The 23,282-nt window shown below is 72.5% G+C and carries 25 protein-coding genes; 12 read left to right on the forward strand and 13 right to left on the reverse strand.

Annotated elements, in window-relative coordinates; genetic code table 11:
- Nucleotides 1–20: 20 nt before the first annotated feature.
- A complete protein-coding gene (locus AQI95_RS36935) occupies nucleotides 21–509 on the forward strand; it encodes a universal stress protein (protein ID WP_067134600.1) in 489 nt (162 codons plus the stop codon).
- Between the two features lies 1 nt (nucleotide 510).
- Here the strand turns inward: AQI95_RS36935 and AQI95_RS36940 are convergent, their stop codons facing one another.
- Both AQI95_RS36940 and AQI95_RS36945 read right to left on the reverse strand, forming a co-directional pair.
- Complete coding sequence (locus AQI95_RS36940) at nucleotides 511–2,364, reverse strand: ricin-type beta-trefoil lectin domain protein (RefSeq protein WP_067134601.1); 1,854 nt, start codon at nucleotides 2,362–2,364, stop codon at nucleotides 511–513.
- 217 nt (nucleotides 2,365–2,581) lie between these two features.
- Nucleotides 2,582–3,568 (reverse strand): helix-turn-helix domain-containing protein, encoded by a 987-nt coding sequence (locus AQI95_RS36945; protein WP_079071777.1) that lies wholly within the window; start codon nucleotides 3,566–3,568, stop codon nucleotides 2,582–2,584.
- A gap of 72 nt (nucleotides 3,569–3,640) precedes the next feature.
- On the opposite strand from AQI95_RS36945, the gene AQI95_RS36950 reads away from it, so the two are divergent.
- Nucleotides 3,641–4,462: a phytanoyl-CoA dioxygenase family protein gene (locus AQI95_RS36950; RefSeq protein ID WP_067134602.1), complete on the forward strand. Its 822-nt coding sequence runs from the start codon at nucleotides 3,641–3,643 to the stop codon at nucleotides 4,460–4,462.
- On the opposite strand, the gene AQI95_RS36955 is transcribed toward AQI95_RS36950, so the two are convergent.
- A complete protein-coding gene (locus AQI95_RS36955; RefSeq protein WP_067134604.1) occupies nucleotides 4,449–5,417 on the reverse strand; it encodes an aldo/keto reductase in 969 nt (322 codons plus the stop codon). The genes AQI95_RS36950 and AQI95_RS36955 overlap by 14 nt on opposite strands.
- Before the next feature lie 199 nt (nucleotides 5,418–5,616).
- Here AQI95_RS36955 and AQI95_RS36960 point away from each other — a divergent pair, with 199 nt between their 5' ends.
- Both AQI95_RS36960 and AQI95_RS36965 read left to right on the forward strand, forming a co-directional pair.
- Entirely contained in the window at nucleotides 5,617–6,441 is an 825-nt protein-coding gene (locus tag AQI95_RS36960; protein WP_425264948.1) for an endo alpha-1,4 polygalactosaminidase, read from the forward strand.
- Nucleotides 6,442–6,678: 237 nt separating this feature from the next.
- Nucleotides 6,679–7,530 carry a hypothetical protein gene (locus AQI95_RS36965; protein WP_067134608.1) on the forward strand — a complete coding sequence of 284 codons (852 nt, stop codon included), beginning with the start codon at nucleotides 6,679–6,681 and terminating at the stop codon, nucleotides 7,528–7,530.
- Here the strand turns inward: AQI95_RS36965 and AQI95_RS36970 are convergent.
- Nucleotides 7,527–8,051 (reverse strand): flavoprotein, encoded by a 525-nt coding sequence (locus tag AQI95_RS36970; RefSeq protein ID WP_067134610.1) that lies wholly within the window; start codon nucleotides 8,049–8,051, stop codon nucleotides 7,527–7,529. The two genes, AQI95_RS36965 and AQI95_RS36970, sit on opposite strands and share 4 nt — an antisense overlap.
- Before the next feature lie 26 nt (nucleotides 8,052–8,077).
- Nucleotides 8,078–8,536 (reverse strand): nuclear transport factor 2 family protein, encoded by a 459-nt coding sequence (locus tag AQI95_RS36975; RefSeq protein WP_067134612.1) that lies wholly within the window; start codon nucleotides 8,534–8,536, stop codon nucleotides 8,078–8,080.
- A gap of 132 nt (nucleotides 8,537–8,668) precedes the next feature.
- Between AQI95_RS36975 and AQI95_RS36980 the strand changes: the two genes are divergently transcribed.
- Nucleotides 8,669–9,256: a TetR/AcrR family transcriptional regulator gene (locus tag AQI95_RS36980; RefSeq protein ID WP_067134746.1), complete on the forward strand. Its 588-nt coding sequence runs from the start codon at nucleotides 8,669–8,671 to the stop codon at nucleotides 9,254–9,256.
- Here AQI95_RS36980 and AQI95_RS36985 read toward each other — a convergent pair.
- Complete coding sequence (locus AQI95_RS36985; protein WP_067134614.1) at nucleotides 9,231–9,431, reverse strand: ferredoxin; 201 nt, start codon at nucleotides 9,429–9,431, stop codon at nucleotides 9,231–9,233. The genes AQI95_RS36980 and AQI95_RS36985 overlap by 26 nt on opposite strands.
- A gap of 12 nt (nucleotides 9,432–9,443) precedes the next feature.
- On the reverse strand, nucleotides 9,444–10,673 hold the full coding sequence (locus AQI95_RS36990) for a cytochrome P450 (RefSeq protein WP_067134616.1): 1,230 nt from the start codon (nucleotides 10,671–10,673) through the stop codon (nucleotides 9,444–9,446).
- Nucleotides 10,674–11,013: 340 nt separating this feature from the next.
- Between AQI95_RS36990 and AQI95_RS36995 the strand changes: the two genes are divergently transcribed.
- Nucleotides 11,014–11,463, forward strand: a complete 450-nt coding sequence (locus AQI95_RS36995) for a nitroreductase family deazaflavin-dependent oxidoreductase (protein ID WP_067134621.1) — start codon at nucleotides 11,014–11,016, stop codon at nucleotides 11,461–11,463.
- Between the two features lie 331 nt (nucleotides 11,464–11,794).
- Here AQI95_RS36995 and AQI95_RS37000 read toward each other — a convergent pair whose 3' ends face one another.
- Entirely contained in the window at nucleotides 11,795–12,259 is a 465-nt protein-coding gene (locus AQI95_RS37000; protein ID WP_067134623.1) for a pyridoxamine 5'-phosphate oxidase family protein, read from the reverse strand.
- A 43-nt stretch (nucleotides 12,260–12,302) separates the two neighbouring features.
- Nucleotides 12,303–13,022, reverse strand: coding sequence for a TetR family transcriptional regulator (locus tag AQI95_RS37005; protein ID WP_067134625.1), 720 nt, complete (start codon nucleotides 13,020–13,022; stop codon nucleotides 12,303–12,305).
- Between the two features lie 141 nt (nucleotides 13,023–13,163).
- Here AQI95_RS37005 and AQI95_RS37010 point away from each other — a divergent pair, with 141 nt between their 5' ends.
- Together AQI95_RS37010 and AQI95_RS37015 are read left to right on the forward strand one after the other, a co-directional pair.
- A complete protein-coding gene (locus AQI95_RS37010; protein ID WP_067134627.1) occupies nucleotides 13,164–14,666 on the forward strand; it encodes an APC family permease in 1,503 nt (500 codons plus the stop codon).
- 18 nt (nucleotides 14,667–14,684) lie between these two features.
- Nucleotides 14,685–16,310 carry an amidohydrolase gene (locus AQI95_RS37015; protein WP_067134629.1) on the forward strand — a complete coding sequence of 542 codons (1,626 nt, stop codon included), beginning with the start codon at nucleotides 14,685–14,687 and terminating at the stop codon, nucleotides 16,308–16,310.
- Between the two features lie 42 nt (nucleotides 16,311–16,352).
- On the opposite strand, the gene AQI95_RS37020 is transcribed toward AQI95_RS37015, so the two are convergent.
- Nucleotides 16,353–17,321, reverse strand: coding sequence for a GlxA family transcriptional regulator (locus tag AQI95_RS37020; protein WP_067134631.1), 969 nt, complete (start codon nucleotides 17,319–17,321; stop codon nucleotides 16,353–16,355).
- Nucleotides 17,322–17,392: 71 nt separating this feature from the next.
- On the opposite strand from AQI95_RS37020, the gene AQI95_RS37025 reads away from it, so the two are divergent.
- Nucleotides 17,393–18,343, forward strand: a complete 951-nt coding sequence (locus AQI95_RS37025) for an NADP-dependent oxidoreductase (RefSeq protein ID WP_208614360.1) — start codon at nucleotides 17,393–17,395, stop codon at nucleotides 18,341–18,343.
- A gap of 143 nt (nucleotides 18,344–18,486) precedes the next feature.
- Nucleotides 18,487–18,867: an anti-sigma factor antagonist gene (locus tag AQI95_RS37030; protein ID WP_067134633.1), complete on the forward strand. Its 381-nt coding sequence runs from the start codon at nucleotides 18,487–18,489 to the stop codon at nucleotides 18,865–18,867.
- Nucleotides 18,868–18,927: 60 nt separating this feature from the next.
- Here the strand turns inward: AQI95_RS37030 and AQI95_RS37035 are convergent, their stop codons facing one another.
- Together AQI95_RS37035 and AQI95_RS37040 are read right to left on the reverse strand one after the other, a co-directional pair.
- Nucleotides 18,928–19,875 (reverse strand): ribose-phosphate diphosphokinase, encoded by a 948-nt coding sequence (locus tag AQI95_RS37035; RefSeq protein ID WP_067134634.1) that lies wholly within the window; start codon nucleotides 19,873–19,875, stop codon nucleotides 18,928–18,930.
- Nucleotides 19,876–19,934: 59 nt separating this feature from the next.
- On the reverse strand, nucleotides 19,935–20,648 hold the full coding sequence (locus AQI95_RS37040) for an SDR family oxidoreductase (RefSeq protein ID WP_067134635.1): 714 nt from the start codon (nucleotides 20,646–20,648) through the stop codon (nucleotides 19,935–19,937).
- 74 nt (nucleotides 20,649–20,722) lie between these two features.
- Between AQI95_RS37040 and AQI95_RS37045 the strand changes: the two genes are divergently transcribed.
- Together AQI95_RS37045 and AQI95_RS37050 are read left to right on the forward strand one after the other, a co-directional pair.
- Nucleotides 20,723–21,550: a helix-turn-helix transcriptional regulator gene (locus AQI95_RS37045; RefSeq protein WP_067134637.1), complete on the forward strand. Its 828-nt coding sequence runs from the start codon at nucleotides 20,723–20,725 to the stop codon at nucleotides 21,548–21,550.
- Between the two features lie 161 nt (nucleotides 21,551–21,711).
- On the forward strand, nucleotides 21,712–22,947 hold the full coding sequence (locus AQI95_RS37050) for a ricin-type beta-trefoil lectin domain protein (RefSeq protein ID WP_067134639.1): 1,236 nt from the start codon (nucleotides 21,712–21,714) through the stop codon (nucleotides 22,945–22,947).
- Between the two features lie 42 nt (nucleotides 22,948–22,989).
- Here AQI95_RS37050 and AQI95_RS37055 read toward each other — a convergent pair whose 3' ends face one another.
- Complete coding sequence (locus AQI95_RS37055) at nucleotides 22,990–23,235, reverse strand: hypothetical protein (protein ID WP_067134640.1); 246 nt, start codon at nucleotides 23,233–23,235, stop codon at nucleotides 22,990–22,992.
- Nucleotides 23,236–23,282: the final 47 nt, after the last annotated feature.

The raw sequence follows: 23,282 nt of genomic DNA on the forward strand, positions 1-23,282 counted from the left end.
CACCGAGGGAGGCCGACCGGATGCGGGTGATCGCCTGGCTCGTCGAGGGCACCTGGCCCGCCTGTGTGGACGCGGTGCGCGGCCACGCGCCGGACGGCGCGGAGGTGGTCCTGCTGCATGTCGGCGGGGAGCAGGTGCCGGGGCTGGCGCACGGCGCGTTCGCGGGGCTCCTCGGGCGCGGGGCCGTGGAGCGCGATCCCGGTGACCTTGTCGAGAGGCTCGGCGGGAGTTCGGCGGCCGAGCTGCTGGCCGCGGCCGCGGAGCGCCTGGGCCGGCCCTGTGTGCGCGAGGAGCGGTCGGGCCGGGTCGAGCGGGAGGTGGTGGCCGCCGCCGAGGGCGCCGATCTGCTGGTGCTGGCCCGGGACGGTGACCGGTCGCGGCTCGGGCCGAAGAGCCTCGGCCCGGCGGCCCGGTTCGCCGTCGACCATGCGCCCTGCCCGGTCCTGCTGGTGTGGCCGGAGGCGGCGCCGGGACTCGGCACGATCCCGCCACCGCCGCACCACCCCTGACTCAGCGGCGGTGGCGCCCGCCGCCGTACCCGCCACCGTCGTAGCCGCCGCCGTCCGCGCAGTAGTGCGGGTACGCGGAGCAGGGGTCGGACGTGGCGGACGGCGTGGGCGTCGGGGCGGGCGCCGTGTGCGTGGGTGTCGGGGACGGTGCGGGGGTGGTCCGGGCCTTCCTGGGGGTGGCCCGCGCCTCGGGGGGCGTCCGGTGGGCGCCGGTGGTCGGTGACGGGGTGCTGTCGCTGCCCCAGTTGACGTTCTGCATCTGCAGCTCGGGCTTGGCGGTGTCGACGGTCCAGCGCTGGGTGTCGCCGGTGGTCCGGTTCTTCAGGACCAGGGCGCCGGAACCGTCGGTGGCGGCCGGAGTGAGGGCCAGGTCCTGGTTCCAGCGGGGTATCAGGGCGCCCTGGAGGGTGAAGTCGTAGCGGATGTCCCTCGCGGCCGTTCCGGTGGCCGAGCAGGGGGCGAGGCGGACCGAGTAGCCGAGGTGGGAGTCCAGGCACAGGTCGGGCGCGGCGGAACTGCGCAGGCGTCCGTCGGTCTCGTACGTCCACTGCTGGCTCGGTGTCGCGGAGCAGGGCGCGAGTTCGGTCTCGGCGCCCTCGACGGCCTTCTTCCCGACGACGTCGATGCACAGTCCGGAGGCGAGATGGTGCAGCCGGCCGCGCACGGCGCCCTGGGCGGCCTTGCCCGCACCGGCCCAGGAGGCGCTCCTGGTGCCCTTGCCCGGCGTCGGCGAGGACGCGCCGCGGCCTGCCGGGGCCGCGCCGTCGCCCGAGCCGAGCGCCGACCACAGCACCAGTGGCACCACGACGAGCGTGCTCACCGTGGCGACGGCCAGGGCGAGATGGCGGCGCCGGGCAGTTCGGCGGGCGCGGGCGGCCCGGCGGGGCGAGCGGCCGGGTGCGACGGTCTCGGCGGGGTCCGCGCCGTTCGCTCCGGCGGAGCGGGTCCGGCGCGTGAACAGGCCGGAGCCGCGCCGGTACGGCGTCTCGGCGGTGGGCGCGGCCTCGCCGGGCGGGGGTGCGGCGGTCGGGGCGTGCGGTGCCGGTTCCGCCGACGGCTCGGCGCGGCTCGCCCGGGACTCCAGGTAGGCGCGGGCGCCCCAGCCGAGGACGGCCTCGGCGAGCGCGAGCCCGAGTCCCGCGCCGAACGCGGCGAGTTGGTCCGCGGTCCGGCTGCAGTGGCCGCAACCGGCCAGGTGCCCGCGCAGATCCGGGTCGATGTCGGCGCCGCCGCGCCGGAACGTGACGTCGAGCATGCGCAGATAGCGTCGGCACTCGGCCTCGGGGGCGAGTTCCCGGTGGACCTGCAGGCACTCCTCGCGCAGCCGTTCCCTGGCCCGGCTCAGCTCGACACGTGCGTCCCCCTCGTCCAGGCCGAGCAGGGCGGCGGGTACGGCGAGCGGTTCGGCCTCGACCTCGGTGTGCCACAGCACGGCACGGCTGGTCTGGGGCACCCGCTGGAAGGCGCGGGAGAGCTGGCGCCGGCCGGGCGGGGGCAGCAGCCGGGCGGCGGCACGCTCACCGGCGTCGCCGGACCGCAGCCGGGGGTGGAGGAGGTCCCGGCGCCCGTCGGTGTCCCACTCGGCGGCGATACGGCGTACGGCGACCAGCACTTGGGGCCGCCAGGCGGCGGTCGGACCGGCCTGCCGCAGCGATTGGCCGAAGAGCCGGGTGAAGGCGGCGGTGGTGAGCATGCCGGCGGCGCGTGTCCCGTCCGTGCACAACCGGGCGTAGGCGAAGGCCGCTTCCCAGTGCCGGTCGAGGAGTTCACCGACGGGATGGAGTGCCGGCGTTCCTCCCGTCCACTTCTTCAGCTCGGCACTCAGCTGTTCGTCCGACAGGCCTGCCTCATTCACGGCTGCATTCCTCCAGACGTGATAACGGAATTAGTCCATACCAAACAGTATGGAAGAGCGGTGGGGCTGCTCGAACGTCCACCTGAGGAGGCTCTTTTGAAGCGTGGGGGGTGTACGGGGAGCGGCCTGGCGCACCCAGCGGGAAATGCGATTTTCCTGCGCGCCGACAGCGCACACTTTTGCACAGCCGCACACGTCTGAACAAGAGAAATCTCGATTATCGACAATCATGTGCGGACGGCTTCGCTATTGACTCGGATTCAGGTGAATCCATTTCTTCCCATGACCGCCGTTCGCCCGCCCGGTAGGCGCCGGGCGGCACTCCGTAGCGTTCCCGGAAGACCCGGCCGAAGTGGAAAGGGCTGCCGAATCCGGAGGCCGCGGCGACCCGCTCCACCGTCAGGTCGGTGGCCTCCAGCAGCCGGGCCGCGTGCCGCAGCCGGGCATCGCGCAGGGCGCGCATCGGGGACCGGCCGGTGCACAGGGTGAACAGGTGCGCGAACCGGGACGGGGACAGCGCGACGCTCTCGGCGAGCGAGCGGACCGTGTGCGCGGCACCGGGGTCGGCGGCGATCAGCTCCTCGGCACGGCGCACCCGGGCGTCGGCATCCGGCGCCGGCACCCGTGTCCGGTCCGGTGCGGCCGACGGTGTCCGGGCGCCGCCCGCGGCGAGCAGGACCACCTCCTCCAGTGCGCACAGGGCCAGTTCCCGCGCCAGGCCGCCCTGCGCCACGACCACCGGGTCCGGCGCCCGTGGGGCGCCCTTTGCCGGTCCGCGGGCATCGGCGAGCATCCGGGCGAACGCCGCGTCGATCCGTCCGCGCAGGGCATCCGGCACGGACGGCACGGCGTACAGGCCGTCGGACACGGCGTGGGGGGCGAGCCAGGGGGTCCAGGACGGGCGGGCCTGGCAGTGCGTCCACCAGAACCGCCAGCGCTCGGCGCCGGGCGCGACGGTGTAGCGGTGGGCGGTGCCCGGGGCGAGCACCACCAGTTCCCCGGCGCCGGCCCGGGCCCGGGCACCGCCCTGACGGAGCAGGCCGCATCCGCCCAGAGTGAAGGTGAACAGCCAGCTGTCCGCGCCCCGGGGCCGGTTCACTCCGTAGCCCGGCCGCTGGTCGTAACGGCCGGTCACCACCAGTCCGGGCGGCGGGGACGGGTCGGCGGCAGCCGTCACGGGCAGGTCGTCAGCACGCACAGGCATCCTCCCGTCGGTCGGGTCCGCCTAGCGTGGCAGGTGCGTGAGCAGCGGATCCGACGAGCGCGGGAGCGGAACATGACGGCCAGGGACATTGACGCCATCCTGCCCGAGGCACTGCGGCAGGGGTTCGAGGAGGACGGATTCACCGTCGTACGGGGGCTGTTCGGCCCGGCCGAGACCGAGCGGCTGTGCGCCGAGTTCGCCGCGCTGCTCGCGGCCGGCCCGGTGCCGGGGCACTTCGCGCCGCGCCCGGCCGACCCCGACCCGCTGCGCCGCTGCCCCCGGGTGATGCAGCCGCACGAGTTCAACGCCGTCGCCCGGGAGTTCCTGCTGGACGTCCGACTGCGGGCGGTGCTGGAAGTGCTGTTCGGCGAGGAGGTGCTGGCCGCGCAGAGCATGTTCTACTTCAAGCCGCCGGGTGCGCGCGGGCAGGCGCTGCACCAGGACAACTTCTATCTGCGGGTCGAACCGGGCACCTGTGTGGCGGCGTGGCTGGCCTGCGAGCCGATCGACCGGGACAACGGCGGTCTGGAGGTCGTACCGGGCACCCACCGGATGGACCTGTTCTGCCCCGAACGCGCCGACGAGGGGCTGTCGTTCGCCCGCGAGTACGTCCCGCCGCCGCCCGGGCTCGTGCCGGTGCCGGTGGATCTGGCACCGGGCGACGTGCTGTTCTTCAACGGCAGCCTGGTGCACGGCTCCGGCCCCAACCGCTCCGCCGACCGCTTCCGGCGCTCGTTCATCGGGCACTACGTGGGCCGTTCGGCCGAGCGGATCGGGGCGTACTACCGCACGCTCGGCATGTCCGGTGAGCGGGTGCCCCTGGCGCACAGCGAGGGGGCGGGGCCGTGCGGCACGGAGTTCGTACCGCACGGAAGCGCTACTAGTGACCGCTGACCGCACGGGGAGTGTAGGGCTGCTCCAGTTCCTCGATCTCCTTCTCGGTCAGTTCCAGTTCGACCGCGGCCACCGCGTCCTCGATGTGGTGCGGTTTGGCGGCGCCCACGATCGGTGCCGCCACCGTGCCCTTGTGCAGCAGCCAGGCGAGGGCCACCTGGGCGCGGGGCACGCCCCGGTCGCTTGCGATGCGGGTGACGGCTTCGACGATCGAGCGGTCGCCCTCCAGGTACAGACGGCCGCCGAAGTTGTCGTTGGCACTGCGCTCGGTGACCGTGCCCCAGTCGCGGGTGAGCCGGCCCCGGGCGAGCGGGCTCCAGGGCAGCGCGCCCACGCCCTGGTCCGCGCAGAGCGGCAGCATCTCCCGCTCCTCCTCGCGGTAGAGGAGGTTGTAGTGGTTCTGCATGGACACGAACTTGGTCCAGCCGTGCCGCTCGGCCGTGTGCTGCAGCTTGGAGAACTCCCACGCGTACATCGAACTCGCCCCGATGTAGCGGACCTTGCCCGCCTTGACCAGGTCGTGCAGCGCCTCCATCGTCTCCTCGACGGGGGTCGTGCGGTCGTAGCGGTGGATCTGGTAGAGGTCGACGTAGTCGGTGCCGAGGCGGCGCAGGCTGTGGTCGATCTCGGTCATGACGGCCTTGCGGGACAGCCCGGCCCCGTTGGGTCCCGGCCGCATCCGGCCGTTCAGCTTGGTGGCCAGCACGATCTCGTCGCGGTCGGCGAAGTCGCGCAGCGCCTTGCCGACGATCTCCTCGCTGGTGCCGTCCGAGTAGATGTTGGCGGTGTCGAAGAAGTTGATGCCCGCCTCCAGCGCCTGCCGGATGAGCGGCCGGGACGCCTCCTCGTCGAGGGTCCACTCGTGGACGCCGCGGTCGGGCAGGCCGTAGGTCATGCAGCCCAGACAGATCCGCGACACGTCCAGGCCCGTCGAACCGAGCTTCACGTACTGCATCGTTGCTGCTCCTGCCTTCGGGACGATGGTCACCGACGAGCCTACGACCTGGCCCGGCACCGACTTGACGGCCGAAGAGCTTGGACGGTTTGATCCTGACACGTGCCGCGCCGCCCGGCGTGGGCAGGATGGAGCGGACTTGCCCCCCAAGGGTGTTCTCCGCGCCGCGGGTTCCCGAAGGACCGCAGGCGCCCTGGCAGTGGCCCTGACCATCACTCTTTCGGCGCTGGCCGGCTGCGACTCGGGCGGCTCCGGCGGCTCCGACGACCTCGGTGGCAGGAACAGCAAGGGGACCGGCGCGTCGCAGCCCACCGCGGTGCGGCTGCCCCCGCGCGGCGCCGGCTTCGACTACCAGATCGGCGGCGCCTACCCCCCGCCGAAGGGCGTGCGGATCGTCAGCCGCGACCGCTCCGACTCCCCCGCGCCCGGCCTGTACAACATCTGCTACGTCAACGCCTTCCAGGCCCAGCCCGAGGAGCGTTCCTCCTGGCCGGCCGATCTGCTGCTGCGCGACGCGCACGGCAAGGCCGTCATCGACGAGGACTGGAACGAGGCCCTGCTGGACATCGGCACCCCGGCCAAGCGGGAGCGGGTGGCGCGGCACGTCGGCGAATGGATCGACGGCTGCGCGAAGAAGGGCTTCGACGCCGTCGAGCCGGACAACTACGACAGCTACACCCGCTCCCGCCATCTGCTCACCGCGGCCGACGCGACCGCGTTCATGACCCTGCTGTCCCGGCACGCGCACGCCCGGCACCTGGCCATCGCGCAGAAGAACACCGCCGACCTGGCCGGCGTACGCGAGCGGGCCGGGCTGGACTTCGCGGTGACGGAGGAGTGCGGGCAGTACGACGAGTGCGGGGTCTACGCGAAGGCGTTCGACGACCGGGTCGTGGACATCGAGTACACCGCGTCCGGTCTGCGCTCGGCGCTCGCCCACTGGGGCGACCGGCTGAGCATCGTCCGCCGGGACCGGGACGTGTCCACGCCGGGCGACAAGGGGTACGTCCGCGCCGTGCGCTGAGCGCCGGGCCGTGCGCGCCCCCGGTGCCGCCGGGCGGCCGACGCGTCGGCCTGATCGCTCTCGCCCGCCCGTATCGCCGGCGCCTCGCACCCCGTCGGGGCGCTGCCGTCCGGGCGTTGGGCATTGCTGCCCTCAGGTGACCAACCGGCGTGGGAACGGCGGATCGTCGTACTGTCGACTCATCCTCGGCGCAGACGACCGGCGTCCGGCCGGTCTCGGCCGCCCGGAGGATACGCGGTGCCGTCTCGCCCCACCACCCTGAGAACCCTGGCCGGAGCAGCACTGCTGCCGCTGGCCTTCGTCACCCCCGCCTGGGGACAACCCGCTGCCGCGCCGGCGCCGGAGACTCCGGCCACGCTGTGCGCACTCGCCGGCACACTGCACGGTGCGCACGGTGAGCGGGCCGATGTCAGCCTGTGCGCGGACACCGGCTCCCCGAGATTCAGCATCACGGCCCCGGCCACCTGCCGGATCGGCCGCACCCGGGTCCGTTACGCCTGTCGCACCGAGGGCACCTGGACGGCCCGCAAGTCCGGCAAGACCCTGGGCACCGGTGCGCTGCCCGGCTCGGGCCTGTACCCGGGTCCGGGCACCTACGACCTCAGCGCCACCGTGCATGTACGGTCGACGCCCGCGGGCCTGGACCTGAAGGGCACGGTGCAGGCCACCGTGTCGCTGACCGCGCCGAAGGCGAAGGTCACGCACGCCGTCACCGTGGACCGGACCGTGCTGCGCCGCGATGCCACGACCACCGTGACCTACACGATCCGCCGGGACAGCGAGGACGGCGACGGCAACGCGCGGCTGGGGATGATCGGCGAGGAGGGCACCGGTCTGCGGATCGCCACGGACGACAAGCGCTGCGTCAACCCGCTGGTGGGCCGGTACCCGGCGAAGGCCCGGCTGGCGCACTCCCTGGACTGCACGGTGACCGAACTGCAGCCCGGCCACCCGGAGAAGCTCAAGATCGACTACACCGTGGGGTCGAAGTGTTCCACGGTGGTCTCCAAGCTCGGCTACTGGGTGCCCAAGGGGCAGGACATGTTCACCGGGAACATGCTGGCGGGTCCCACGCTCACCTGCAGCTAGAGGAGATCGAGCGCCCGCTCCCACGCGAAGTCCGGCCGGCCGCCGTCCGGTCGGTCCTCGCCGGTGTACGCGTCGCCGAAGCGGACGCCCATCCCGCGCAGCCGCTCCAGGCTGTCCCGGTAGGCGGGATGGGCGGCCAGCGCACCGGCGACACAGGGCAGGACGGCGATCGGCACGTCCAGACCCGCCGCCTCGCACAGGGTCCCGAGGGCGAGGGTGTCGGCGATGCCGGCCGCCCACTTGTTGACGGTGTTGAAGGTGGCGGGCGCCACCACGACGGCGTCCGGCGGCGGGAAGGGGCGGGGGTCGGCCGGTGTCCGCCAGGCCGAGCGGACGGGGCGTCCCGTCCGCGCCTCCACGGCCGCGGTGTCGAAGAAGCCGCCCATGGCGACCGGTGTGGCGATGACGCCGACGTCCCAGTGCCGTTCCTGGGCGGCACTGATCAGCCTGCCGACGTCCGCGGCGATCCCGGCCGCGCACACGACGACGTAGAGGAAGGGCTTCTGGGCCTGTTCGGTCATCCGGGCACCCTACTGAAGCGGAATCCCTACCGAAGAGGGAAGGTCGCCCCTCGCTCGGCCTCCGGGCGTGGCCCGTGGATGCGGCGCTGCTTCTCCTCGATGGGCACGTCGTTGATGCAGGCCTCCCGCCGGGTCATCAGGCCGTGCTCGTCGAACTCCCACAGCTCGTTGCCGTAGGAGCGCCACCACTGGCCTTCGGTGTCCCGGGACTCGTACTGGAAGCGGACGGCGATGCGGTTGCCGTCGAAGGCCCACAGGTCCTTGCGCAGGGCGTACTCCAGCTCGCGCTGCCACTTGCCGGTGAGGAACGCGACGATCTCGGCGCGGCCGGTGACGAAGGTGTCGCGGTTGCGCCAGACCGAGTCCTCGGAGTAGGCGAGCGCCACCCTGCGGGGGTCTCGGGTGTTCCAGGCGTCCTCGGCCGCCTGGACCTTCTGTGCGGCGCTCTCGCGGGTGAACGGCGGCAGGGGCGGGCGGTCGGCCATGGTCTCCTCCTGGATTCGTGCGACAGCGGAGAACGAGCGTTCTCCACGCGGCTGCTACGGTAGGAGAACGCTCGTTCTCTCGTCAAGGAACGCATCCGCCAAGGAACGCATCGAGGAGTGATGGTGTCGCCGATGGACAGCGCCGCCGCCCGGGACCGGGCGCTCGACGCCGCAGAGGAGCTGTTCTACGCCCGTGGTGTCCAGTGCGTGGGCATGGACGAACTGCGCGGCGCCTCGGGCGTCTCGCTCAAGCGTCTGTACCAGCTCTTCCCCGCCAAGGAGCAGCTGGTCGCGGCCTATCTGGCGCGGCGGGACGAGCGCTGGCGCGGGCGTCTCGCCGCGCACGTGGCGCGGCAGCGGGATGCGCGGGAGCGGATCCCGGCCGTGTTCGACTGGCTGGAGGAGTGGTTCGGCGAGGCCGGCTTCCGCGGCTGCGCCTGGATCAACGCCCATGGCGAACTGGGGGCCACCTCGGCCCTGGTGACCGAGCAGGTGCGCGCCCACAAGGAGGCGTTCCGGGACTGTCTCGCCGCGCTCGTGGACGACGCCCGCCTGCCCGCCTCGCTCGCCGGGCCCCTGTTCCTGCTCGCCGAGGGAGCCATGGTGACGGCGGGGATCACCGGGAGCACCCGGCCGGCGGCCGAGGCCCGCGAGGCGGCGCGGACACTGATGGCGGCCGCCGGCCGCGGTGGGCTCAGCCGGCCGGCCCCGACAGCCTGATCGCGCTCACCGGGCAGGCGCGGGCCGCCTCCCGGACCATCGGGTCGCCCGCGCCGTCCTCGCGTCCGGGCAGCAGGGCACTGAAGCCGTCGTCGTCCTGGGTGAAGACGCCCGGCGCGGCCAGGGCGCACTGGCCCGCGCCGATACAGACGTCCTTGTCGATGTCGATGTGCATGAGCAGAGCCTCTTACCAGGTCACGGGGAGTTCCAGCATCCCCTGGATCGTGTCGCCGGGTTTGAAGCGCACCTCGTCGGCCGGAACGGCGAGGCGCAGCCCCGGCAGCCGGGCCAGCAGGCTGCCCAGGGCGATCTCCAGCTCCGCACGGGCCAGGTTCTGCCCGAGGCACTGGTGGATCCCGAAGCCGAACGCCACGTGGTGGCGGGCGGAGCGGTGGAAGTCCAGGGTGTCGGGTTCCTCGTACCGGTCCGGATCGCGGTTGATCACGGAGGTCGAGAAGAGCACGCCCTCGCCGGCCCGGATCGTGGCGCCGGCGATCTCGATGTCCTCCAGCGCCACCCGCTGCATGCCCTCCGCGATGGACAGCATCCGCATCAGCTCCTCGACGGCGGCGGGCAGCAGCGTCGGGTCGGCGCGCAGCTCGGCCAGCCGGTCGGGGTGCCGGAGCAGGGTGTAGGTGCCGAGGGAGATCATGTTGGCGGTCGTCTCATGGCCCGCGACCAGCAGGATGATGGCCAGCGACACGATTTCGGCGCGGTCCAGGGTGCCGTCGCGCAGTTGGTTGCGGACCAGCTCGTCGAGGATGCCGTCGCCCGGGTCGCCCTGTCGCGCCTTGTCGTCGATCAGCCCTCCGAGGTACTCCTCCAGGCGGTCGCGGGCGCCGCGGGCCTCGGCTGCCGTGCGGCCGCGCAGCAGCCGACGGGTCTGCTCCTCGAAGAACTCGTGGTCGGCGTACGGCACTCCGAGCAGGCCGCAGATCACCATCGACGGCACGGGCAGCGCGAAGGCGGAGACCAGCTCGGCGGGCGGCCCCTGGGCGATCATCGCGTCCAGCAGCGCGTCCACGGTCCGCTGGATCCAGGGGCGCAGCTCGGTCGCGCGTTTGACGGTGAACGACGGGATCATCATCCGCCGCTGCCGGTGGTGTTCGGGATCGTCCTGCCCGAGCAGGGCCACTTGACGGTCGCGGACACCGGCGAAGCGTTCGGTGGGCACGGGGAAGTCGGGGTGGAGGCGGTTGCTGGAAAGCCGGGGATCGGAGAGCAGGGCGCGGGCGGTGGCGTGTGCGGTGACGACCCAGACCTCGCGGCCGTCGAACAGGGTGACGCGGGACAGGGGACGCCCGTCGCGCAGGGGCTGGTATCCGGTGGGCGGGTGGTAGGGGCAGGTGCGGTCCTGCGGGAAGGCGACGGGATCGGCCTGGTCCGCCGGGCCGGTGATGTCCGTCAGATCCGTCATGGGAAGACCTCGCAGACGAAGAAGTGCATCGTGCCGATCTTCATTAGATGCCTCAGGCACCTATGGGGCGACCCCAAGTTCGGCCAGTTGGGTGAACCTCGCGATCCGGCCGAAGAAGTACGTCCGGAGGGACGAATTCCGGCCGGAGCGCGGCGTGCGCGGGCGGGTCGGCTCCCTGTGCGACGAAGGGGTACGGACACGGGCCACCGAACCGCGCACGACGACCACGCAGGAGTCACCCGGTCGACCCAACCGGTTGTGGGTACGGATGATCCGTGGAGTCTCCGGTGTTGAATGCCGGTGACGGACACGTGTTGGACCGACGAAGGGGACCGATCCCATGCCACTTGAGGGCGAGTACGAGCCCAGCCCTGCGCAGTGGGTGCGCGAGCAGGTCGAACTGTACGAGAACTCCGGCGGGACGAAGGGCACGACGCTCCTGGACACCGGGATGCCGGTCGTCGTGCTGACCACGCGGGGCGCGCGGAGCGGAAAGATCCGCAAGACGCCGTTGATGCGGGTGGAGCACGAGGGGTCGTACGCGGTGGTCGCCTCGCAGGGCGGCGCGCCCAAGCACCCGGTGTGGTACTTCAACGTGACCTCCGATCCGCATGTCGAGCTGCAGGACGGGCCGCTCAAACAGGACATGAGGGCCCGTGAGGTCACCGGCGAGGAGAAGGCCCGGTGGTGGGAACGGGCCGTCGCCGCGTATCCGCCGTACGCCGAGTACCAGGAGAAGACCTCGCGACAGATCCCGGTCTTCGTGCTGGAACCCCTCGCCGAGAGCTGATTCACGCCGAGGACCGGCCGGCTTTCGGAGAAATCCGGGCCGGCCGGGTGTGAACCCGTCCCGAGGCGGGCACCCGTGCGTCAGGCCCCGCCGCGTTCCCCCGTCGCGGCGGGGCTCTTCGCTGCCCGCCGACCGCCGTCCCAGGCGTCTCCCGGCGGCCGGAAACACTCGCCGGCCAGTCGGCCCGACAGCGGTTTCCGGTCGGCTCCACCCGTAGGGAAGCGGACATCCGGCTGTTTCGGCACGTCGACCGTCGGCCCCGAACGCACACCCACGCGGCCGTGGCCGCACGGGAGCGCGGCCCCGCGAACCCGTGGCAGCACGGCCGTTGTCAGCCGGTGGGCAGCCACGTGCCGTCGCGCATCAGTTCCCGGCCGGTCAGCTCGTTCTCCTCGCGCCAGGCCTGGACGCGCTGAGGGAGGACTCTGAAATACAGGTACCGGGTGGCGAGTCGGCGGGGGTCGAAGCCGGTCTGGCCGGCGAAGACCTCGGCGTCCTCCTCGGGGAGGTCCTCCGGGCTCACCGCCTGGACGGTGCCCTCGATCAGGACGACGTCCCGCGTGGGACCGAGGCCGAGGCGGGTCCGGCCGGTGGCCACGAGGTTGCGGCCGGTGGGGCTTTCGGCCGGGGTGGCGATCAGCAGCGTGGCGCCGTCCCACACGAAGGACAGCGGCACGAGATAGGGAGCACCGCCGTCGGGGCCGGCGGTGGCGACCCAGACGTCGACGTCGTGCTCCAGCCGGTGGAGGGTGTCCTTCTGGCGCTCCGCGGTGCTGCGGGCGGGCGGTGGGGTCATGGCGCAGGCCTCCTCGGGATACGGATCCCGTCCAGTGTGGCCGTCACTCCACGATCCCCGCACGCAGGTGGTCGAGGCGTGTCCTGGCGGCCGCCAGGAGCAGGTCGAGGGCGGCCGGGTAGGAGCTGGAGCGCATGGTGGCGACGAGGTGGGGGGCGGTGGCCGCGATGTGCGGGTGGGTGCCGGCCGGCAGCCGGCCGTACGTGCTGCGCCACACCTGCGCCTCGGCCTCGCGCGCGGACCTCGGCAGGGCGGTGCACGCGGAGTCCAGGGCTCCGAAGGCCAGAGCCTGGTCGACGAACGCGTGGTAGATCCGCACCGCCTCCGGATCCGGGAACCCGGCCCCGCGCAGGACGCCGAGCATGCTCTCCACGGCCTGGATCTCATGGACGCGCCCGGTGACGCGGTGGGCACTGAGCATCGCCGCCCGGGGGTGCGCGAGCGCGCCGGCGTGCATCCGCAGGCCGAGTTCGCGCAGGTCGGCCACCCAGTCGCCGGTCGTCCGCCAGACGCGCAGGTTGCGGCCGATCAGCTCGTCGGCGATGGCCAGCATCAGATCGTCCGTGTGCCGGAAGTACCGGTACAGGGAGCTGGGGTCGGCACCGAGCGCCCGGCCGAGGCGGCGCACCGAGAGCGCTTCGGCGCCGTGCTCCTCGATCAGCCGCAGGGCGGTGGCGACGATCAGCTCCTCGGACAGCACGACGCCCTGCTTGGTGGGACGCCGCCGCTGCCGGGCGGCGGCCGGGACGACACGGTCGGTCATGGGGCCTCCCTGGTTCGTACCACTGCCCGGTCCGTGCCCGGCACCTTACGACAACACCGTTGACCTGTTAAGTACCCCGGCAGTTTCATGTCCGGTCATCGGGGCCGACCGGGGCCCCCGCGGCGCGAGCGGAGAGCCGGCATGAGCGACAGACCTTTCGGAGTGGATCCCCCCGCGCAGCCCGAGCTGCGCAAGTCCCTGGGCGTGGTGGACGGCGTCGCCGTCGCCGCCTCCAGCACGGCCGCCACCACCAGCATCGGCATCGGGCTGGGGGTGACCGCGGGGGTGGTCGGCCCGCATCTGCCGGCCATCATGCTGCTGGCGTTCCTGCCCGTCCTCGGCATCGCCGGGGCCTACTCGCGGCTGAACCGCGTGGAGCCGAACGCGGGCAACGGCTATGTGTGGGTTGGCCGTTCGCTCAGCCCCTGGCTCGGCTTCATGGTCGGCTGGGTGAACTTCGTGGCGAGCGTGGCCTTCCTCGCGTACACCACGGCGGTCACCGGGTCGGCGCTGCTGCAGCTGGCCGGGGAGGCGGGCCTGCATCGGATCGGCTCGCTCGGCCTCGATCCGGACTCGACCGCGCAGACGACGGCGGTGGGGATCGTCGTCCTGGTCGCGGTCACCCTGACCGCCGTGACCGGAGTGCGTACGGCGGCCCGGCTGCAGACCGGGCTGCTGGCCTTCGAGTACGTCGTGCTGCTCGGGTTCTGCGGCTACGGCGTCGTCACCGGACCGCACTCCTTCAGCCTCTCCTGGTTCGACCCGTTCGCGATCCCCTCGGCGACCGCGCTGGCGCAGGGCCTGCTGCTGTCGGTGTTCTGCTACTGGGGTTTCGATGCCGCGTTCACCGTCAACGAGGAGGTGCGCAACCCCCGGGACGCCTCCCGGGCCGGGACCATCACCCTGGTCACCATGCTCGGGCTGTTCCTGCTCGGCTCACTGGCCTTCCAACGAGTGCTGTCCCAGCAGGAGTTGGCGGGACACGGCGCGCAGGGGCTCGCGTACTACGGGGACCGGCTGGCCGACCAGCCGCTGGCAGCGCTGCCGCTGGTCGCCCTGATGTTCTCGGCGACGGCCTCGCTGCAGGCCGGGGTCATCCCGACGGCGCGCGGCATGTTCGCGATGAGCCGGGACCGTACTCTCGGACCGGTGTGGTCCAGGATCAGTACCCGGTACGGAACGCCGGCGGCCGGGACGCTGCTGATCGGGGCGCTGGCCATCGCGGTGGCCGCGGGCGCGCTGGTGATCCCGCGGCTCGCCGACATGATCGACGCGGTCGTGAACGCCGTCGGCATCGTCGTCGCCCTGTCCTACGCGCTCACCGCGCTGGCGGCCGCCGTGCGCTTTCGCGCCCTGCTGCGCGAGGACTGGCGGCAGGGCGTGCGGGCGGTGGTGCTGCCCACACTCAGCGCGCTGGCCCTGCTGGGGCTCGGCGGCTACCTCGGCTGGTCCTTCTACGACTCCGCCGACCATCTGGAACTCCGGGCGGACAACGGCTGGTTCCTGCTGCTCATGCCGCTCGCGATGATCGCCTCCGGGTTCGCGGTCGCCGCCTGGGCCAAGTGGGTGCGCAGATCGCCGTACTTCCGCACCGGCACGGGCACCGACGCCGATTCGCCCGAGTTGCTCACCACCTCCAACTGACCGACCAGGAAAGACATCATGCACGCTGATCTGCTGTTCACCGGCGGCCCCGTCCTCACCCCCGAGGGCCGCACCGCGAGCGCCGTCGCCGTCACCGGGGACCGTGTCACCGCTGTCGGCGGCGACGAGCTGCGCGCCCTGGCCGGGCCGGGCACGGAGGTGGTCGATCTCGCGGGGCGGCTGCTGCTGCCCGGCTTCCAGGACGCGCACGTCCATCCCGTGCCGGCGGGGCTGGAACTGGCCCAGTGCGATCTGTCCGGCCGGGTGACGGCCGAGGAGAGCGTCGCCGCCGTACGGGCGTACGCCGACGCCCACCCGGAGCGGGAGTGGATCCTCGGCGGCGGCTGGTCGATGGAGGCGTTCGCCGGCGGTACGCCCACCAAGGAGCTGCTCGACGCGGTGGTGCCGGACCGTCCGGTGTATCTGCCGAACCGGGACCATCACGGGGCCTGGGTCAACAGCCGGGCGCTTCGACTGGCCGGCATCGACCGGGACACACCCGACCCGGCCGACGGGCGGATCGAGCGGGACGCCTCCGGGGAGCCGAGCGGCACGCTGCAGGAGGGTGCGATGCGGCTGGTCGGCCGGCTCACCCCGCCGGCCACCCCGGCCGACCGGCTGGCCGCCCTGCTGCACGCCCAGCGGCATCTGCACGCGCTCGGCATCACCGCCTGGCAGGACGCCCTGGTCGGCGACTTCCTCGGCATGGACGACCCGGCCGACGCGTATCGCACGGCGGCACTTGACGGCTCGCTGACCGCGCGGGTGCGGGGCGCGCTGTGGTGGGACCGGGAGCGCGGGGCCGAGCAGATCCCCGAACTCGTCGAGAAGCGGGCCGCGTTCAGTCACGGACGGTTCCGGGCGGGCACGGTGAAGCTGATGCTGGACGGGGTCGCCGAGAACCACACGGCCGCACTGCTCGACCCCTATCTGGACCGGTGCGGGTGCGCCACCGCCAACCGCGGCAAGAGCTTCATCGACCGGGCCCGACTGCCCGAGTACGTCACCGAGTTGGACGCCCTCGGCTTCCAGTGCCACTTCCACGCGCTGGGCGACCGGGCCGTACGCGACGCGCTGGACGCGGTCGAGGCGGCCCGCGCCGCGAACGGGCCGAGCGACACCCGGCCGCACCTGGCGCACCTGCAGGTCGTGCACCCGGACGACGTTCCGCGCTTCGCCCGGCTCGGCGCCACGGCCAACATCCAGCCGCTGTGGGCCGCGCACGAGCCGCAGATGGACGAGCTGACGATCCCGTTCCTCGGCGCCGAACGGGCCGCCTGGCAGTACCCGTTCGGCGCGCTGCTGCGCTCGGGGGCGCGGCTCGCGGCGGGCAGCGACTGGCCGGTGAGCAGCCCCGATCCGCTGCAGGGCGTCCATGTCGCGGTCAACCGGGTCGAACCGGGCGGCACCGCGGCGGTGTTCCTGCCGAAGGAGCGGCTCGGCCTCGCGGACGCGCTGCGGGCGTACACGGCCGGGTCGGCGTACGTGAACCATCTGGACGACAGCGGCCGGGTGGCCGCCGGGGCACTCGCCGATCTGGTGGTGCTGGACCGCGATCCGTTCGCCGGACCGCCGGAGGAGATCGCGAACACGGCCGTGGCGCTCACCTATGTGGGGGGTGAGCGGGTGTACGGCGCCGAGTGACTCCCCCGGTCGCAGCCGATCGGTCGCGGCCGACGCGGCGTTTCAGCGGGTCTGCTGGAACGTCCGTCGGTACGCCTGGGGAGACACCCCGATCGTGGCGTGCAGATGCTGGCGCAGCGAGGCGCCGGTGGCGAAGCCGACCTCGCCGGCGATCCGGTCCACCGGCAGATCGCTGGACTCCAGCAGGTGCCGGGCGCGGGCGACGCGCTGCTGGGTCAACCAGCGGCCGGGGCTCTGACCGACCTCGTCGCTGAAGCGGCGGGCGAAGGTGCGCAGGCTCATCCGGGCGTGGCCGGCGAGGTCGGTGAGGGTGAGCGGCTCGTCCAGGCGCTCCAGGGCCCAGACACGGGTCGCGGCCGTGCTGGCCGCGCCGCTCTCGGGGACCGGCTGCTCGATGTACTGGGCCTGGCCGCCGTCCCGGAACGGTGGGACGACGCAGCGGCGGGCGACGGAGTTGGCCAGTTCGCTGCCGTGGTCGGTGCGGACGATGTGCAGGCAGATGTCGACGCCGGAGGCGGCTCCGGCCGAGGTGAGGATGCGGCCGTCGGCGACGAAGAGGACCTCCGGGTCGACGTCCACCCGGGGGAAGCGGCGGCGGAACTGCTCGGCCACCTGCCAGTGGGTGGTCGCGCGGCGGCCGTCGAGCAGGCCGGCCTCGGCGAGCACGAACGCGGCCGTGCAGATCGACACGATCCTGGCGTCCGGGCGGATCCGGGCGAGGGCCGAAGCGACCTCGCCCGGCAGCTCGGCGGGGATGTACGCGGGCGGCATCGAGGTGACCACCACCGTGTCCGCCGTGTCGAGGATCTCCGGGCCGTGCGCGACACCGATCGTGAAGTCGGCGCAGGTGCGCACCGGGCGGCCGTCGACCGTGCAGGTGAGGATCTCGTAGTGGCCGTCGGCGGCGCCGAGGATCCGGCTGGGGATGCCCAGCTCGAAGGGGTAGACGCCGTCGAGCGCCAGGACGACCACCCGCTCGGGGCGCCGGGTGCGGATCTGGACATCGGGCATGGCACGATCCTATCGAACCTTGGCATTCATGCCATTTCCCGGGCGCGCGACGCCCGGCAGGCTGGGTGACCATGAGCGATGTGAACACCATGCGAGCCATCAGCCAGGACGTCCTCGGCGGTCCCGAGGTTCTGAGGGAAGTACAGGTGGAACGGCCGAAGCCGGGCCCCAACCAGGTGCTGGTCCGGGTGCGGGCGGCCGGGGTCAACCCCACCGACTGGAAGCACCGGGCCACCGGGGGCTTTCTGGGCACGTCGCCGTTCGTCCTCGGCTGGGACGTCTCCGGCGAGGTCGCCGAGACCGGGATCGGCGTGGTCGGCTTCCGGCCCGGCGACGAGGTCTTCGGCATGCTGCCCTACCCCTACGGCCACGGCTCGCACGCCGAGTACGTGATCGCCCCGGTCCGTGCCCTGACGCACAAGCCGGCCTCGATCGACCACACCCAGGCGGGCGCACTGCCCCTGGTGTCCCTGACCGCCTGGCAGGCGCTGACCGAGCACGCGGACCTGCGGCCCGGGCAGCGGGTGCTGATCCACGCGGCGGCCGGCGGCGTCGGGCACGTGGCGGTGCAGATCGCCAAGGCGCGCGGCGCCCATGTGATCGGCACGGCGAGCGCGGGCAAGCACGACTTCCTGCGGGAGATCGGTGTGGACGAGCCGATCGACTACCGGACGACCGATGTCACCGAGGTGGTGCGGGACGTCGACGTGGTCCTGGACACGCTCGGCGGGGAGACGTCCGTCGAGTCGCTGAAGGTGCTGCGGCCGGGCGGTGTCGTGGTGTCGATCCTGCCGGTGGGCTCGCGGGAGTTCCACGAGGAGGCCGAACGGCTCGGCGTACGGGCCGTGCGCATGCTGGTGGACGCCGACCGGGCCGGGATGGAGTCGATCGCCCGGCTGGCGGACGCGGGGAAGCTGAGGGCGACGATCGCCGGGACGTTCGCGCTGGCCGACGCGGCGAAAGCACACGAAGCGGGCGACACCGGACGGACGACGGGGAAGCTGGTCCTTCTGGTCGACTGACCGGTCGATCAGGCACGGTTACCGGTCGACAAGCCCCAAACTCGAAGACATATGTCAATCGAACATGCTCAAATTCCTTCCATCGAGGGTAACTTGACGATCGGGAGACCGACGTCCGGGCGCGGGTGGGAGGTGAAGCCGTCGTGCGAGACGAGCCTGCACCGCTCACCCGTCACCTCCGTGTGTACGAGCACCGGGCGCACACGGTGCTGGAGTTGCGGGGCGAGATCGACCTGGTCTCGGCGACGGAGATCAGCCCGTCGCTGGACCGGGTCACCGGCCGGCCCGGCGCACGGGTCGTCATCGACCTGCGGCCCGTGGAGTTCTTCGACTGCTCGGGGCTGCGGCTGCTGTACCGGGCCCGCACCCGGGTGCTGGGCGGCGGCGGGCAGCTGCACCTGGTGTGCACGCACCCGCTGACGCTGCGCGTCTTCCGGGTCACGGGGCTGTCCCGGCTGCTGCCCGCCCACGCCACCCTGGACGCGGCCCTGGCCCGGTCCGGGGCCGCGTCCGGTTCGCTGTGAGGCGAGGCGCCCGGCGAGCGTCGCCCGACGCGCGTCGGGCCGGCGGCCGATCCGGGCGCTCTACGACTGCTCGAACAGGGCGCTCACGGACTCACCGTTGTGAATGCGCCGTACCGCCTCGGCGAGCGCCGGGGCGATGGAGAGCACCCGCAGCTTGTCGGTGCGCTCGCCGTCCACGGGGACCGGCACGGTGTTGGTGCAGACGATCTCCAGCACGTCCGGCTGCTCGCTCAGCCGCTTCAGCGCGCCGGCGGCGAACAGTCCGTGGGTGCACGCCACCCTGACCGAGCGCACGCCCGACTCACGCAAGCGGTCGAGGAGTTCCAGCACCGTGCTGCCCTTGGCGATCTCGTCGTCCAGGACGATGACGTCCCGGTCGGCGACGTTGCCGATGACGGAGCTGATGCTCACCCGGTCGTCCGCGAACCGCTGCTTGGCACCGGCCGCCACCTGCGTGCCGATGAGCCGGGCGAAGGCGGCGGCCTCCTTGGCGTTGCCGAGGTCCGGCGAGACGACCGTGGTGTGCGTCAGGTCGTACCGGCGAAAGTGCGCGGCGAGTTCGCGCAGCGCGTTCAGGTGGTCCACCGGCACCGAGAAGAAGCCGTGCACCTGCGGGGAGTGGAGGGTCATGGCCAGCACCCGGCTCGCGCCCGCCGCCACGAGCAGGTCGGCGACCAGCCGGCCGCCGATGGAGATGCGCGGGGCGTCCTTCTTGTCGGAGCGGGCGTAGGAGTAGTGCGGCATGACGACGGTGATCCGCGCGGCGGAGGCGCCCCGGGCCGCGTCGCACATCAGCAGCAGCTCCACCAGGTGCTCCTGCACCGGCCGGACCAGCGGCTGGATCAGGAAGACGTCCCGTTCCCGGCAGTTCGCCTGCAGTTGCACGCCCAGGCAGTCGTTGGCGAAGCGGCTGATCCGGGTCGGACTGAGCGGCACGCCGAGGTGGGCGCAGACCTCGCGGGCCAGATCGAGATGGGCGCTGCCGCTGAAGACGGCGATGTCTCGCACGATCCGCTCCTCGCCTGTTCGTCACGGGCCGGGCCGTCATGCTACTGGCGGCACACCGGTCACCAGGGCACCGGCGTCCCGTCCCAGGAGAAGAACCCGCCACTCGGCCCGTCGTCCGGCAGCAGCGCCAGACCCACGGCGCCGCGCGCGCCCTCTTCCGGGTCGCCGCCCCGGACCCTGGCCCGGGGGTTGAGATCGGTGGCCCGCGCGCCGGGGGCGAGCGCGTTGACCTTGAAGGGCTCGCCGAGCGTCTGGGCGTACAGGACGGTGAGCGCGTTCAGCGCGGCCTTGGAGGAGCGGTAGGCGGCGGCGGAGCCACTGCCCGGGGTGAACTGGGGGTTGGGGCCGGTGCTCCAGGCCAGGGAGGCGGTGCCGCTGGAGACGTTGACGATGCGGGGCCGGGCCGAGCGGCGCAGCGCGGGCAGGAAGGCGTTGGTGACGGCGACGACACCGAGGACGTTCGTCTCGTACGTCCGCCGGAACTCCGCCGGTGTGGACTCGGTGGGCGAATCGAGGGTGACGGCGATGCCGGCGTTGTTCACCAGCACGTCCAGGCGGTCGATCCGCGCCGCGGCGCGCGCGACGCCGTCCTCGTCCGTGACGTCGAGGACCAGGGGGCGGGCGCCGGAGCCGATCTCCGCCGCCGCCTCCTGGCCGCGGCCGGCGTCGCGGGAGCCGACGTACACGATGAACCCCTCGGCGGCGAGCAGACGGGCGATGTGGTGGCCGATGCCCTTGTTGGCACCGGTGACGAGTGCTGTGCGATCGTTCATGGCAGCCACGGTTCCCCGGCCGGCGCCGTCCTGCCAGGGATCATCTGTACCAGGCAGGGCGAGGAGGCGGCGGTATGGCGAGACAGGAACTGGCCCGCTTCCTGCGCGAACGCCGGGCGGGGATCGGCCCCCGGGACGTCGGTCTGCCGGACGGCGCGCCGCGCCGGACACCCGGGCTGCGCCGGGAGGAGGTGGCGGAGCTGGCGCACATCTCGGTCGACTACTACGTCCGGCTCGAACAGGCCCGCGGCCCCCGCCCCTCCCCCCGGGTCCTGGACGCGCTCGCCGGGGCGCTGCGGCTCTCCCCGGCCGAGCGCAGTCATCTGTTCGGGCTGGCCGGCTCGGCCGCGCCGCCCGCCGCCCAGCCGGTGCGGCGGGTACGCCCGCACGTGGCACGGATGCTGCAGCGGCTGCCCGGGACGGCGGCGATCGTCACCGACGCCGGCTACGGCCTCGTCGCCTGGACACCGGCCGCCCGGACCTTGTTCGGTGCGGATCTGACGCGGCACACCACGAACCTGGCGCGGCGGCGCTTCCTCGGCGAGGGGCGGACGTACGAGACGTCCGGCGCCCCGGAGTTCGGGCACATCGCGGTGGCGCGGCTGCGCCGGGCCGCCGAGCGCTATCCGCAGGATGCCCGACTCGCCCAGCTGATCCAGGAGTTGCGGGCCGGGAGCGAGGAGTTCCGGGAGATCTGGCGGACCCACCCGGTGCACGCGCCGGGCCACCGCACCAAGACCCTGGACCATCCGGAGCTGGGCAGGCTGCGGCTGAACTGCGACATCCTGCTGGTGCCCGAGGACGACCAGGAAGTCGTCCTCGTCACGGCCGACCCCGGCTCCCCCTCGGCCCGCGCCCTGGACTCCCTGGCCGTCGCGGGCCCCGTCTCCCACGGGTCCTGAGCGACTCGGCGCGGGAACCCGTCGCTCGTGCGGCATCCCGGTCCGGATCGACTGACCGTCTGACGCTTCGTCGGCAACAGGTCCGTACCAGAGTATTGACGCCCTCTTTTCTCACTCCTTAAATCAAGAGGCATCACACCCCCCACACCGAACGGAGAGTCATGGTCTCCCCACGCCTGCTGCGCAGATGTCTGCTCACCGCCCTGTCCGCCGCGCTGGTCGGCTCCGCCGCCGTCGGCCCGGCGCGAGCCCAGAACACCGCCCCGGCGGCGGCGACCGTCACCACCTTCTCCGACACCTTCGACGGGCCCGCGGGCTCCGCGGTCGACTCCTCGAAGTGGACGCAGGAGACCGGGGACAACGTCAACAACCACGAGCGGGAGTACTACACCTCGGGGACGAACAACGCGGCCCTGGACGGCCAGGGCCACCTGGTGATCACGGCTCGCAAGGAGAACCCGGCCGGCTACCAGTGCTGGTACGGCAGCTGCCAGTACACGTCGGCCCGGCTGAACACGGCCGGCAAGTTCAACGCCCAGTACGGGCATGTCGAGGCGCGGATGAAGATCCCGCGCGGGCAGGGCATGTGGCCGGCGTTCTGGATGCTCGGCACACCCGTGAACTGGCCGGACTCGGGCGAGATCGATGTGATGGAGAACGTCGGCTTCGAGCCCTCGACCGTGCACGGCACCATCCACGGGCCCGGCTACTCCGGCTCCGGCGGCATCGGCGCCGCCTACTCGCTGCCGAACGGACAGGCCTTCGCGGACGCCTTCCACACCTTCGCCGTCGACTGGGCGCCCGGCTCGATCACCTGGTCCGTGGACGGCAACGTCTACGAGCGGCGCACACCCGCCGACCTGGGCGGGAAGACATGGGTCTTCGACAACAAGCCGTTCTTCCTGATCCTGAACCTGGCCGTCGGCGGCTACTGGCCCGGCGACCCCGACGGCAGCACCCAGTTCCCGCAGACGCTGGTGGTGGACTCGGTGTCGGTGACGACGAGCGACAACGCGGCCGGGGTACCGATACGCGGCCTGGCCGGCAAATGCGTGGACGCGGCCGGCGCGAACTCCGCGAACGGCACACCGGTGCAGCTCTACGACTGCAACGGTACGGCCGCGCAGAACTGGACGGTCGGCTCGGACGGCACGATCAGGGCGCTCGGCAAGTGCCTGGACGTCACGGACAACGGCACGGCCGACGGCTCGACCGTCCAGTTGTGGGACTGCACCGGCGGCCCGAACCAGAAGTGGTCCGTCACGGGGGCGCACGACATCGTCAACACGCAGGCGAACAAGTGCCTCGACGCGACCGGGAACAACTCGGCCAACGGCACCCGCCTGCAGATCTGGAGCTGCTCCGGCGGCGCGAACCAGAAGTGGACGGTCGGCTGAGCCGGGCCGGGTCCGGTGCGCCGGACTCGGTGGCCGAGTGGCTCAGTGCAGCGTCCAGGTGTACTTGTCCCCGCCGACCCAGCGGACCAGATCCGGGTCGTCCATGTCGTGGATGGTGATCCCGAACGAGGCGGCGGTCTCCAGTACGTCGGTGACGTTCTTGGCCGCACCGATCACCTGACCGTCGATCTCCATGATCCGGAAGGGCGGCTCGCCCGGTTTGCCCTTGCACACTCCGAGCACCAGGACCCGCGGATGGGAGATGTGGGGCACTGCTTGTTCGGTCATGCAATAGAGCGTAGAACGCATCCGGCTCCGGGGTGATCCGGAGCGTT

The organism is Streptomyces yokosukanensis (assembly GCF_001514035.1).
GTDB lineage: Bacteria > Actinomycetota > Actinomycetes > Streptomycetales > Streptomycetaceae > Streptomyces > Streptomyces yokosukanensis.

Coding starts and splice junctions, on each gene's coding strand:
- AQI95_RS36935 (WP_067134600.1), top strand. CDS start 21: ATGCGGGTGATCGCCTGGCTCGTCGAGGGCACCTGGCCCGCCTGTGTG.
- AQI95_RS36945 (WP_079071777.1), bottom strand. CDS start 3,568: ATGCCTGTGCGTGCTGACGACCTGCCCGTGACGGCTGCCGCCGACCCG.
- AQI95_RS36950 (WP_067134602.1), top strand. CDS start 3,641: ATGACGGCCAGGGACATTGACGCCATCCTGCCCGAGGCACTGCGGCAG.
- AQI95_RS36955 (WP_067134604.1), bottom strand. CDS start 5,417: ATGCAGTACGTGAAGCTCGGTTCGACGGGCCTGGACGTGTCGCGGATC.
- AQI95_RS36970 (WP_067134610.1), bottom strand. CDS start 8,051: ATGACCGAACAGGCCCAGAAGCCCTTCCTCTACGTCGTCGTGTGCGCG.
- AQI95_RS36975 (WP_067134612.1), bottom strand. CDS start 8,536: ATGGCCGACCGCCCGCCCCTGCCGCCGTTCACCCGCGAGAGCGCCGCA.
- AQI95_RS36980 (WP_067134746.1), top strand. CDS start 8,669: ATGGACAGCGCCGCCGCCCGGGACCGGGCGCTCGACGCCGCAGAGGAG.
- AQI95_RS36985 (WP_067134614.1), bottom strand. CDS start 9,431: ATGCACATCGACATCGACAAGGACGTCTGTATCGGCGCGGGCCAGTGC.
- AQI95_RS36990 (WP_067134616.1), bottom strand. CDS start 10,673: ATGACGGATCTGACGGACATCACCGGCCCGGCGGACCAGGCCGATCCC.
- AQI95_RS36995 (WP_067134621.1), top strand. CDS start 11,014: ATGCCACTTGAGGGCGAGTACGAGCCCAGCCCTGCGCAGTGGGTGCGC.
- AQI95_RS37000 (WP_067134623.1), bottom strand. CDS start 12,259: ATGACCCCACCGCCCGCCCGCAGCACCGCGGAGCGCCAGAAGGACACC.
- AQI95_RS37005 (WP_067134625.1), bottom strand. CDS start 13,022: ATGACCGACCGTGTCGTCCCGGCCGCCGCCCGGCAGCGGCGGCGTCCC.
- AQI95_RS37010 (WP_067134627.1), top strand. CDS start 13,164: ATGAGCGACAGACCTTTCGGAGTGGATCCCCCCGCGCAGCCCGAGCTG.
- AQI95_RS37015 (WP_067134629.1), top strand. CDS start 14,685: ATGCACGCTGATCTGCTGTTCACCGGCGGCCCCGTCCTCACCCCCGAG.
- AQI95_RS37020 (WP_067134631.1), bottom strand. CDS start 17,321: ATGCCCGATGTCCAGATCCGCACCCGGCGCCCCGAGCGGGTGGTCGTC.
- AQI95_RS37025 (WP_208614360.1), top strand. CDS start 17,393: ATGAGCGATGTGAACACCATGCGAGCCATCAGCCAGGACGTCCTCGGC.
- AQI95_RS37040 (WP_067134635.1), bottom strand. CDS start 20,648: ATGAACGATCGCACAGCACTCGTCACCGGTGCCAACAAGGGCATCGGC.
- AQI95_RS37045 (WP_067134637.1), top strand. CDS start 20,723: ATGGCGAGACAGGAACTGGCCCGCTTCCTGCGCGAACGCCGGGCGGGG.
- AQI95_RS37050 (WP_067134639.1), top strand. CDS start 21,712: ATGGTCTCCCCACGCCTGCTGCGCAGATGTCTGCTCACCGCCCTGTCC.
- AQI95_RS37055 (WP_067134640.1), bottom strand. CDS start 23,235: ATGACCGAACAAGCAGTGCCCCACATCTCCCATCCGCGGGTCCTGGTG.